The 11,958-nt window shown below is 68.0% G+C and carries 5 protein-coding genes and 1 pseudogene; 4 read left to right on the top strand and 2 right to left on the bottom strand.

Annotation, left to right across the window (positions count from 1 at the left end):
• Positions 1 to 309: 309 nt before the first annotated feature.
• The 4 genes and pseudogenes from KDY119_RS18765 to KDY119_RS19315 all read left to right on the top strand — a co-directional run.
• Positions 310 to 606, top strand: a complete 297-nt coding sequence (locus KDY119_RS18765; RefSeq protein ID WP_194174282.1) for a transposase — start codon at positions 310 to 312, stop codon at positions 604 to 606.
• A 164-nt stretch (positions 607 to 770) separates the two neighbouring features.
• Positions 771 to 2,306 carry an IS21 family transposase gene (istA, locus tag KDY119_RS00130; protein ID WP_036955993.1) on the top strand — a complete coding sequence of 512 codons (1,536 nt, stop codon included), beginning with the start codon at positions 771 to 773 and terminating at the stop codon, positions 2,304 to 2,306.
• On the top strand, positions 2,303 to 3,067 hold the full coding sequence (gene istB, locus KDY119_RS00125; protein ID WP_036955996.1) for an IS21-like element helper ATPase IstB: 765 nt from the start codon (positions 2,303 to 2,305) through the stop codon (positions 3,065 to 3,067). Before istA ends, istB begins: the two co-directional genes overlap by 4 nt.
• Before the next feature lie 54 nt (positions 3,068 to 3,121).
• Positions 3,122 to 3,673, top strand: a pseudogene (locus KDY119_RS19315) (ISL3 family transposase); the annotation flags it as partial.
• Between the two features lie 23 nt (positions 3,674 to 3,696).
• On the opposite strand, the gene KDY119_RS19385 reads toward KDY119_RS19315, so the two are convergent.
• Together KDY119_RS19385 and KDY119_RS00110 are read right to left on the bottom strand one after the other, a co-directional pair.
• Positions 3,697 to 3,969 (bottom strand): peptidoglycan-binding domain-containing protein, encoded by a 273-nt coding sequence (locus tag KDY119_RS19385; protein ID WP_227994730.1) that lies wholly within the window; start codon positions 3,967 to 3,969, stop codon positions 3,697 to 3,699.
• A gap of 935 nt (positions 3,970 to 4,904) precedes the next feature.
• Entirely contained in the window at positions 4,905 to 11,789 is a 6,885-nt protein-coding gene (locus KDY119_RS00110; protein WP_227994446.1) for an RHS repeat-associated core domain-containing protein, read from the bottom strand.
• Positions 11,790 to 11,958 lie beyond the last annotated feature (169 nt).

The raw sequence follows: 11,958 nt of genomic DNA, 5'->3' as shown, positions 1-11,958 counted from the left end.
CTGGCTACGGCCGTGAGTTCGGCCGGGTTCTGTGGAGCGTAGTCGTGCTCCCAGAACCGGTGCTCGAGCTCGGACGGTGGGACGAGTCCGAGCTCGACGTGCAGCCGGCGGCCGTTCAACCCGATGCTAGTTCGTCCGCGCGGTTCGCTGGCCTGTCTAGCGATCGACTGGGCGATCGATCAGCTGTGCTACGAACACGCCACGACCTCGGGGCCCGGTGCGCAGGCTCACGGTCGCCTAGAAAACCTGCGGCATGCGGTCGGGGCCGTGCTTGAACGCCGGGCCGGCGATGAGTCCCGCTTCGTCGGCGTGAGGGCCCTCGGAATCGACGAGCACGTGTGGCGCCACGGGGACGGGCGCACCAAGGGACCCAAGGAGCCGACCGGGATGGTCGACCTGAGCCGCGAGGCCGGCCGTGTGCATGCCCGGCTGCTGGACCTGGTTCCGGGCCGGTCGAAGAACGCCTACGCCGACTGGCTCTATGGGCGCGGCGACGGGTTCCGGGCGAACATCGCCGTCGCGGCCCTGGACCCGTTCGGGGGCTACAAGGCAGCGATCAACGACCGCCTCGCGGACGCGACCGCTGTCCTGGACGCGTTCCACTGAGTGTGGTCACCTGAAGTGGCCCCACCTGGTGCCGGTTTCGTCGCGGATTCTGGCCCCGTTTGGGGTCGTGGGTGCGCGGGTCGGGTGGGTTCGCGTGTCGTCACGAATGTTGGCCCCACCCCGGGGTTCAGATCTTCTCGACAAGGGTTGTCGGGGAGGTCGGGATGGTCAGGTCCAGGGTGGAGCTGTTCGAGGAGATCCGTGTTGATCACCGCCGGGAGGGGCTCTCGATCCGGGAGCTCGCTGCGCGGCACAAGGTCCACAGGCGCACGGTGCGGGCGGCGTTGGCCTCGCCGGTCCCGCCTGCGCGTAAGGAGTACTCGCCGCGGGGCCGGCCCGCGGTCGACCCGTTCCGGGACGTGATCGACGCCTGGCTGGTCGCGGACGCGGCGGCACCTGTCAAGCAGCGGCACACGGCCCGGCGGGTCTGGCAGCGGCTCGTGGCTGAGCACGGGGCGGACGTGTCGGAGGTCAGCGTCTCGCGGTATGTCGCCGTGCGGCGCCGTGAGTTGGGCTTGGACAAGGTCGAGGTGTTCGTCCCGCAGGCCCACGACCCGGGCGCGGAGGCCGAGGTCGACTTCGGGGAGTTCCACGTCTTGCTCGCGGGAGCGGACGTGAAGGTCTGGATGTTCGCGATGCGGCTGTCCGCGTCGGGCAAGGCGTTCCACTACGGGTTCGCGAACCAGGCGTCCGAGGCGTTCTTGGAGGGGCACGTGCGTGCTTTGGCCTACTTCGGTGGAGTGCCGGCCCGGGTCCGGTATGACAACCTCAAGCCCGCGGTGGTCCGGATCCTCAAGGGTCGTGACCGGGAGGAGAACGACCGGTTCACCGCGTTGCGCAGCCACTACGGGTTCGACTCGTTCTTCTGTATCCCGGGCAAGGAAGGGGCCCACGAGAAGGGCGGCATCGAGGGCGAGATCGGCCGGTTCCGCCGCCGCCACCTGACGCCCGTGCCGCAGGTGGCCTCGATGGGCGCCCTGAACGATCTGATCGCCGCGGGTGACGACGCGGACGACGACCGGGTGATCACCGGGCACCACGCATGCGTGGGGGTCGAGTTCGCCGCCGAGGCCCAGGCGCTGTTGCCGCTGCCCGGTGAGGGGTTCGACCCGGCGACGATCTTGTCCGCGAAGGTCGACTCACGGTCGCGGGTGTGCGTGCGTCAGGCCTACTACTCGGTCCCGGTGCGTTACGTCGCCCGGCGCCTGACCGTGCGCCTGGGCGCGACCAGCGTCGAGGTCTGCGACGGGGCCCAGACCGTGGCCACCCACGAGCGGGCCACCGCGAAGTACGTCGATGTCCTGGACCTGGACCACTACCTGGAGATCCTCGCAAGGAAGCCCGGCGCGCTACCGGGCGCGAGCGCTCTCGAGCAGGCCAAGAAGGCCGGGGTGTTCACGCTCGCGCACCAGGCCTACTGGGACGCGGCCCGGGCCAAACGCGGAGACGGGCCGGGCACGAGGGACCTGATCGAGATCCTCCTGGCCCAGCGCACCCTGCCCGCCGCGGCACTCGAGGCCGCGATGCGCACCGCCGTTGACACCGGGGTGATCGAGGCGGCCTGCGTGATCATCGATGCCCGCCGCGGCGCCGAACCACCCGTCGCGCCCGTGATCGACCTCGGCGCCGTGGCCCGTTACGACCGGCCCGCCCCGACCCTGGACGGCTACGACACCCTGCTCACCGGGAGCGACCGATGACCAGCGAGGACGCCGCCCTGGCCGCGATCAACGTCGCCACCAGGGACCTGTTCTTGCCGACCGTGCGCGCCGAGGCCGGGCCCCTGGCCGCCGGCGCGCTGCGTGAGCAGCGCACCCACCTGGCCTACCTCGCCGACGTGTTGACCGCGGAAGTCGACGCCCGCGCCGAACGCCGCCGCGCCAGGCGGATCAAGGAAGCCAAGTTCCCCCGCACCAAACGCCTCGCGGACTTCGACACCTCCCGTTCCGCGGTCGACGGTGCGACCCTCGCCGCCCTGGCCACCGGAACCTACCTCGACGCCGGCGAACCCGTGGTCCTGCTCGGTGACTCGGGCACTGGCAAGACCCACCTGCTCATCGCGCTCGGCATCGCGGCCTGCGAGCTGGGCAAGGCCGTGCGCTACACCACCTGCGCGAACCTCATCAACGAGCTCGTCGAAGCAGCCGACGACCGGCAACTGGCCCGCACCGTGGCCCGCTACGCGCGCCTGGACCTGCTCTTGCTCGACGAGCTCGGCTACGTCCACGCCGACCCCCGCGGCGCCGAGTTCCTCTTCCAGATCATCACCGAACGCGAGGAGAGGTCCTCCATCGCGATCGCCACCAACCTGCCCTTCAGCGAATGGGGCACCGTGTTCCCCGACCCCAGGCTCGTCGCCGCGATCGTCGACCGCGTGACCTTCAACGCCCACATCCTGCAAACCGGGACCGAGTCCTACCGCCTCCGCATCACCAAAACACGCGCCCCACGCAACAAGTAGCACTACCGTGCAGGGGCCAGAATTCACGACGACAAGTGGGGCCAGAAGACTTGACTACACGCATTCCACGTGGTCAAGCTCGGCACCAGCTTGTCGAGGTGGTCCGTCGCCGCGTCCAGCAGGACGCCACCGGGCACCGAGGCCGCAAGGGCGACCCGCTGAAGGGGATCCAGACCGTCCTGCGTGCCGGGGCCGAGAACCTCATCGACAAGCAGTGGAACCACCTGATCCACGCGATCGAGGCCGACCCACCACACGAGGAAATGTGCTCGTCGCCTGGCAGTGCGCCCAGGACCTGCGCGCCGGATGCCGCGTCACGGATCTCATCGACGACCGCAAGCGGACCGAGCAGATCCTGGCCTCATTCCAGACGCGCCCGATCCCCGAAGTCGCCCGGCTCCGATGGACCGTGCGCCGCTGGCGGGACGCCTTCCTCGCCTACCTCACGACCGCCCGAGCGAGCAACGGACCCGCCGAGGCCGTCAACGGACTCATCGAGCTCCACCGCGGACTCGCATGCGGCTGCCGCAGCCGCGACAACCACCCCCACGCATGCTCCACATCGCAGGCGGACTCAACCCGACACCCCTGCCGGATGTCCCATGAGCCTCAATAGCGCGAACTTCACCTTACGAATAGATCATATGGCCCTTTTGACCGTGATAGTGCAGGCACACACCCTGCCAATTTGCCCAAAGCATCGCACTGCGCGTCGCTGGGCCGAAGATGCCATCCTTCGAGACCCCCGCCTTCCCCTGCGCATACTGAAGCGCCGCCTTCGTTGCTGGGCCGAATGACCCGTCCTCAGCAATGGATCGACCATAGCATGTATTTAGAGTGTACTGGAGATCGCAAACAAAACCCCACTGACACTGCCAATATGAGTCTGACCCGTCATTCATTCCCTCGTACATCGTGCACCAACCCGTGCCAGATGCCGACCCCTCCCATGGAATATCACCCTCCGCTCCGTCAATCATGTAGGAGAGAACCCCTTCACAGTTCAAGTAGCCCGACGTTGCCGCCACCGCAGCACCAGGGCCCGAAATCGTCACAGCGGCTGCGGGCCCTATACCCCCAAAGATCGCAGCCAATAGCACGATGACCAGAGCCACAACCCGCCTCGAAATTCTGACCTTGCTCATGCGAGAAACCTCATATCTTTCGATACTCATCTTGCAACTAATAACCGGCTAGCTCCGCCCCGACAAGAGAGAAGCGTGAGCCACCACCTCGACAAGCACTACGACTCCGACAGAGCCCTCGTGCCGGACAAACGCCAGTTCCTTGGCATTCGGTGGCAAATTTCGCCTAAAGTCAGCTAATGCTCGACTGGGTTCATTGGGTTCGGGGCGATCCCCGCGATGTCGAACTGCCGCAGCTCTCGGTGGCATCTGCACAGGACGAGCGCCGAGCGACGCGACACGAAGCCGCTATTTCAGCGCGTCGGCGACTCCATTCACGATTGTCGATGAGCGCTTCACCCCGTCGACGAATGATTATTCCATTCCGTGCCGTGACCTGGTCCAGTCGCAGTAGATCACGCCCCGCGGCCAAAGTCGTGTAGCCCGACCGACGTTCGCGAATAGACTGGATTGCACTCAGAGGCACGAACACGGCCACTCCGAGCCCGGCAGTAATCCAGGTAGCAAACCAAATCTCGAGCCAACCCGCTGTGTCATAGCCACGGTGGGCCACCACGACGGGAAAGAGTATCGGGACGTTCAGCACGATCCATCCGCAGCATGCGAGATAGATCAGCCCAAGAGTACGCGCCGAGGGGCCTGACACGAGCGGATACGTGGCAGTTTCGGGCACGAGTTCGTCTTTCATGCCGTCATCTTTCGCCACAACCGCTCCCCTCCTCCGATTCTCCATCGTCAGCGAATCCCGAAACTGTCGGCAACAGACTCAGGTGGGCGCCTACGATTCCACCTACCTTGTCCACGACCTCTCCGGCTTCTTTCGAGACGCGTAGTAGGGCGGGCGCCTTACCAAAGACCAAACCTCCGCCACCCGCGGCGGCGGCCACACCATCAACGACGCACGAAGGTGTTGTCCACCCTTCAGCTGTGCAATCTTCCACGCCCGCTCCCACCGCGGTCACCACGGATGTGTATTCCAGGGCTGACGCCGCAGTGGCCCACCCGGCCAACGCGGCCTCTGCTTCGATTCCGGCGGCCACTGAGAGGCCGCCCGTTTCTGGCGCTAGCACAATGGATCCGATCGCGACCGCAGCGACGGCTGTTCCAATACTGACGGCCCCGAGCACAGCCCCCCAACTGAACAGACCGAGGGGATCGGTGAGATTTAGCGGGTCATTTCTGGTGTAGAGGTAGGCCTGGAGGGTGGTGGTGATGGCGGGGTCGGTGGTGAGGAATTGGGTGGTGGTGGGGTCGTAGTAGCGGGCTCGGAGGTAGAGGAGGCCGGTGAGGGTGTCGGTGAGTTGTCCGTCGTATCCGAGTCGTGTGGTGATACCGGTGTGGTTGGTGGTGTGGCCCCAGGGGTCGTAGGTGTTGGTGGCGCAGACGGTCCCGGTGGTATCGGTCAGGGCGATGGTGGAGCCTTGGGCGTCGGTGAAGTACCACTGGATGTCGGTGCTGGTGTCGCCGAGTTGTTCGATGGGGGTGGCGCCGGGGCCGTAGAGGTAGCTGGTGCTGCCGTCGTCGAGCAGGAGGGGTAGGGAGCTGGTCAGGTCCCAGGTGTCGGTCTCGGTTGTGGTGGTGGCGTTGGTGACGGTGGTGCGCAGCCCGTTGGCGTCGTAGGTGAGGTGTTCGGTGCCGGCGGGGGTGGTGACGGTAGTGAGCTGGCCGGCCTGGTTCCACGTGTAGGTGGCGCTGGTGGTGGTCCCGGTCGCGGTGGTGGTGCGGCGGCCGTCGGTGTCGTAGGTGTAGGTGGTGGCACCGGCCGGTGGGCTGTCGCATGCGGTGGCGGTGGTGCTCGTTGTGGTGGTCCAGCACAGGGCGCCGTTGTCGTCGTAGGCCTGAGTGGTGTCGGCGACGGTGGTGGGGTGCCCGGCGTCGTCGTAGGCATACCCGGTCGCACCGGTGGTGTCGGTGGCTGAGGTGAGCTGGTTGGTCTCGTCGTACCCGTAGGTCTGGGCGGTTCCGGGGGCGCCGTTGCTGGGTGTGCGGGCGGTGATCTGGGAGTCAGCATCGCGGGTGTAGGCGATCTTCGCCAGGGTGCCCGAGCTGCCGGTCAGGGTGACCGCGCTGGGTGCGGCGAGGGCGTCCAGGGTGGTGCTGGACGTCGTGCCGTTGGGGTAGGTCGTCGCGGTGAGCTGCCCGTCGGGGGTGTATCCGAAGCTGGTGGTGTTGTCGTTCCAGTCCGTGACCGTGGCCAGGGTCCCGGAGTCATCGAACGTGCGGGTCACCGCGCGTGCGCCGGGGTAGGTGATCGTGGTCGCGTCCCCGTCCGGGTCGTAGGCGTACCGGGTGATCGCCCCGGCACCGGCCGTGACGGTGACGGGTTCGCCGAAGTTGTCGTAGGTCCAGGTGCTCGTCCCGGTCGCGTCGGTCGTGGCCGCGAGGTTCCCGTCCGGGTCGTAGCTGCGGGTGACGTCCGTGGTCCCGGGGTCGGAGTAGTCCACGCCCGTGACGTGCCCTGCGGCGTCGTAGGTGTAGCTGGTGGTCTTGGTGTCCGGGGTGGTCACGGCCGTGGTCCGGCCAGCCGGGTCGTAGGCGGTCGTCGTGGTGTGCGCGTCGGGGTCGGTGCGGGTGACGGGCCTGCCTTGCGCGTCGTAGGTGTAGGTGGTGATCTTCCCGTTGGCGTCGGTCGTGGACTTGACGGTGCCGTCGGGGTTGTAGGCGGTGTGGGTGGTCGTCGCGTCCGCCGCCGTGACCGTGGTCGCCTGCCCGGCCGGGTCGTAGGTGGTGGTCGTGGTGTGGCCGTTCGGGTCGGTGCTCGAGACCCGGTTCCCGTCGGCGTCGTAGACCGCGGTGGACGCCTCGCCCGCAGGGTTCGTGACGGTCAGGACGCGTCCGTGGTCGTCGTAGGCGTAGGTGGTGCACCCTGCTGCCGGTGGCGTGCATGTCGCGGTGGTGCCGGCAGCGACACCGGTCGCGGTGACGGTGGCCAGGAGGAAGCCGGTCGCGTGCTCGTACCGGCTGCGAGTGGTGTGTCCGTCGGGGTCGGTCACCGAGGCGCGGTTGCCGTCGGCGTCGTAGGTATAGGTCGTGGTCTTCCCCCGGGCGTCGGTGGACGAGGTGGGCAGGCCTGGGTGCGCGGCGTCAGCGTAGGTGTCGTGGGTGGTGCGGATGGACGGGTCGGTCGGGTTCCCGTCCGAGACCTCGGCGGACTGCTCGGGCCGGGCGACGGCGGTGGACGTGACCTGCCCGGCGTCGTTGTAGGTCAGCGTGGTCTGGGTGCCGTTCGCGTCCGTGGACTGCAGCAGGTCCCCGTGGGTGTCGTAGGCATAGCTGGTCGCGAAGCCGGCGGCGTCCGAAGCCGAGGTCACGTTGCCTTGGTCGTCGTAGGTGTACGTGGTCGCGTTGCCGTCCGGGTCGGTCGCGGTGCTCACGCCCAAGGTGACGGGGTCGTAGGTGTACGACCAGGTCCCCGCCGCGGCGGTCCCGTATCCCGTGGTCTGGGAGGTGAGCAGGCCGTCGGTGTAGACGTCGAGCCTCTTGTGCCCGGCGCCGTCGGTCACCAGGGTCTGTCCCGCGTCCAGGCCGGCGTCGGGGCCGTAGGTGAAGGTGGTGGTGTTCCCGTCGGGGTCGCTCTGGGAGGTCACGCGTTCGGAGGTGTCGTAGACCATCGAGGTCACCGGCGCCGGTGTCCCGGTCTTGGCGTAGTTCGCGGGCGTACGCATCGAGACGAGCAGGTGGTGGGCGTCGTAGGTGTACTGGGCGTGGTCCTGGTCCCCGAGCGCGGCGCCGCTGCGGGTCGTGTTGACGCCGTAGACGTCGGTCAGGTCGCCCGCGGTGTCGTAGGTGTAGTCGACCTCGCGGCCCGCGGTGTCGGTGACCTTCGTGATGTGACCACCGGTCCAGGTCAGCGTGTAGATGTGGCCCGAGGGGTCGGTCACGGTGTGCAGGTTCCCGGACGCGTCGTAGGACAGGGTCGTGCCGTAGGCCGGGGAAGCGACCGTGCCCGCGAGGTCGGTGATCTTCGTCAGGTGCCCGGACGCGGCGTCGAAGGTGAAGAACTGGGTGCCCTTGCGGGTGAAGGTGTAGCTGGACCCGGACTTCGTCAGCGTCGCGTCGAAGCGTGGCGCGGTGGGCGTGTAGGTGCCGGCGTCATCAGTGAACGTGACCTGGGAGGCGTCCTCCTGGGTGATCGTCACGTCCCCCGACGTCGCGTCCGTGGTCGCGGACATCCCGTAGGTGTAGGTCCACCCGTACCCGAACGCCCCGTCGGTGGCGCCCGACCCGTTGGGGCCGTCAGGGTCAGCGATCGCCGACGCGTACGACCGCGTGATCGCGAGACCACCGGCGTAGCCGGGGGTGGCCAGGTCGGTGAACGTGTCGCCGAAGTACCCGGTCGCGGTGTTCACCGGGTCCCCGGCGGTGCGTTGCACGCACCCGCAGTTCACCCAGGCCGGGTTAGAGCCCTTCGGGGCGTCCTTGATCCCGGGCGGCCCGCCGATCGGCTTGCCCGGGGTACCGCCCTGGGGCAAGAACGCGACCGCGTCGAACGCGACGTCGTAAGACGAGTACCCGACCGTGCCGTTCGCGACCGCGTCCGACGCGTTCGACAATGACACGTACCCGCCGTCCTGCATCGCGAACGTGCCGATCGTGACCCACTGCTCGGAGCCCCAGTCCTGGTTCACCCGGATCTTCCACGGCGCGGCCCCGCCGCCGGGGTGGATCTCGTAGACCACGTTTGTCGCAGACGCGCCCGTGGCGGGCAGGTGGATCTTGACCTTGTAGTACTGCAGTGACGGCAGGTTCGGGGTCCAGGTACCGGTGTTGACCAGCTCGGTGTCCGAGGCGGCCTCGGTGTGGGTGAAGAAGATGTGCCCGCCGAACCCTGCCCCGAGCTGGTGGGTGTCGATCTGCCCGACCGGGTCACCGGCACTGTTCGTCCCGTACGACATGGCGAACGTGCCGTCGTTCGACCAGTTCATCGACGAACACCCCTGCCGGTTGTCCGCCGGGTCGGCGATGTCGTCCACGACGATCGGTGCCCCGTGACTCGTGGTCGGGACCTTGGAGGCGTCCAGGTCACAGGTCGGGGGGTGCGGGGAGGCATAGGACGGCTCGCTCGACCCGGTGGCGTACTGGTACGAGCTGGTCGCACACGTCGCCGCGCAGTCGGCCACGAACGTCACGGGCTCGTGCCACCAGCACTCGTAGTCCGCCAAGGTGCACCCGGCGTGGGTCGCGTCGTCGGGGTCGGCATAGTCCGGGTCGCAGTCGTTGCTCGTGGTGCAGAACGTGTCCGCGGCCGGGAGCTGGATCCACGTGTTCCCACCGTGGTACGTCGGAGTAACGAAGGCGGGTTGGGACAGGCGGATGATCGGGGACGCCATCCAGCCCATCACCCGCTCCTGGTACGGCCAGTCAGCCGGGTGCGCCGCGTCCGCGTACGTCGTCTTCAGGTACGGGGCACGATCCGGCGGATACGCCGGGTTCTGCGGGTTGTTCGACCACCCCAGACCCCACGTCCCGTCCGGGCCCGTGCACGACGCCGACGGCGTGCACCCGGTCGTGTTCCCGAACGCCGCGTTCGGCTGGATCCCCGAGTTGTACGCCCAGATCGCCAGGTACCAGTTCTCCAGGTACTTCGGGTCCCCGCCGTTGAGGGTGATGCCCGCGTCGTACAGCTGGTTCCACGTCTTTTCCAGCACCTGCAGGCCGGCGACGATGTTCTCCTGGTAGTCGGCCGCGACCTTCATCTTCCCGTGCAGGGTGATCGAAGTCTCCGACGCGGCCATGCCCGTGGTCAGCTGCGTGATCCCGTACCCGCAGTCCGCGTTGGCGTAGTCGATCTTGTCGATCGACCCCTTCGCCCCGTAGTAGTCACCGATCAGCGGGTCACCGGAGATCCCGGGCAGCGAGTGCCAGGACGCCTGGTCGAAGTTCGACTCCTGCGCCATGATCGCTTCCATCACCGACCGCGGCACCGAGTCCCACGTGTCCGAGGACGGGTGATGCAACGCGATCTTCGAGAAGTCAGAGTTCGGCGCGTACGCCACCAGACCCAGGTGCGCGAAGTCCGCCGGCCTCGTGTACGCCGACCCCGTCAACAACCCCTGCTCGGCCATCTGCACCGCCCAGTCCACCTGAGACGGGGAAGGCTGCAACGCCTGCAACGTCGGATCAAGACGCGCCACCCCACACTTCGGGGTCTGCACCGCCTGCGTCGACACCGTCTGCGCCGACGCCGACTGCGCGGAAGCCGACTGCGCGGTGAGCGGTGCGATCGTGGCGGGCTGCTCGACCACGCCGGGCGCGGGAGCCTGCTGAACCGCCGAAGAGAACAACAACGAGCTGAACGACGCGGAGGCCCGGGTCGAAGACTGCGCCGTCTTCGAAGGCTTGACCCCGATACCGTCATGGTCCTGCGTGGGTGCCGGACGCGTGGGCGCGCTCAACGCCTCATCCGCATCCACACCCGCCGGTGCCCGGTTCGACATCGTCGTCACCGGAGCCACCACCGGCGAACCACGCGAGGTCTGCGTCGCGGACAACACGTCCTGAGACGCCGTGGACCCGACCTGCGACAACACCGGCCCAGCCGCCTGATCGTCCGCCTTGACGCCCGAAGACGTCGCGAACACGGCCGCACCGTCCAATGACACCAGCTGCGGCGCGCCCAGCTTCGAGGGCGCCTTCACCTTGCGCAGACCCACCGCGGCCGGCCTGGCGCCTGACGTCACGCCCGCGACCGTGTTCCGGCCCGCCCGGCCCGCCTGCAACCGGACCTGGCCCAGCTCGCCCGAACCCCACGTGCCCGGCCTGCTCGAGCTCTTCGCGTCCCAGTGCCCGACCGACGCCTTCGCCCCCTTCGTCGCCGCGACCACGAAGTCGACCCCGCCACCCTTCGACGCCGCGAGCTCGAACGGGCGGCCGCCCGCCGCAGCCCGAACCGCCGGGGCCGCCGGCTTCGCCACGCTGCCACCCGAACCGAAGCTCACCAACGCCGAGCCCAACGCCCCCACGACCCCGTCACCGGCCGGGACGGCGGACGTGACCTGACCGGCCACCACCGCCGACGCCTTGACCTTCCCCGACGACAGATCCACCACCGCCACCGACGTCACCTGCTGGGTGTCGTCCACGCTCGCCGTGAACGTGGCCTCGTGCCCCACACCGCACCCCGGCGAGGAGTACTGGAACGAGACCCCCGACAACAACGGCTGCACAGTCCCGTCCGACAGGTCCACCGAGTACGCGAACGCCCCACGATCCCGGGCCTCGTCCAGATTCACCAGGCTGCCCGGGAGCACGCTGACCGCCGCGAACTTCCCGTCCCCGGACACGCACTCATACCCGTACCACGTCGCCTCGTCCAACCCACCCGGGTCGATCACCGCGACGTCGGACCACACGAACCCGTCCGACTCCCGAGCCACCTGCACGTGAAACCCGTCCGAGGCCCCATACCCCGACACCGCGACGTCCTTGGTCAACGCGCCCGAGGCCGGCCACACCCGAGAACGTCCGCTACGTGCGTGACTCGTCGATCCGTGGCTCGCCGGCGTTGCCGCCGTTGCCGGGCCGCCCTGCAACGAGAACGACGCAAATGAGGCCACCGCCACGAGCGCAGCGACCACCGAACCACGAAAACCAACAACACCCCGCGGGCTCATCACGGACAGCACTCGATAACCCCCTGCGAACGCACGCTTGAATCGAGAGCAACGTCGCCCTCTTCCGACACAGGTCAAGCCATCACCGCGTTCCAGTGCTAGCCGTCCGTCAGTGGCCCTAACACTCGGGGAA

The organism is Luteimicrobium xylanilyticum (genome assembly GCF_009429125.1).
GTDB lineage: Bacteria > Actinomycetota > Actinomycetes > Actinomycetales > Cellulomonadaceae > Luteimicrobium > Luteimicrobium xylanilyticum.
This window is presented reverse-complemented; position numbering and strand designations above follow the sequence as displayed.

Excerpts from the sequence above, each read along its gene's own strand:
- istB (WP_036955996.1), top strand. The coding sequence starts at position 2,303 with ATGACCAGCGAGGACGCCGCCCTGGCCGCGATCAACGTCGCCACCAGG.
- KDY119_RS19385 (WP_227994730.1), bottom strand. The coding sequence starts at position 3,969 with ATGAATGACGGGTCAGACTCATATTGGCAGTGTCAGTGGGGTTTTGTT.
- istA (WP_036955993.1), top strand. The coding sequence starts at position 771 with ATGGTCAGGTCCAGGGTGGAGCTGTTCGAGGAGATCCGTGTTGATCAC.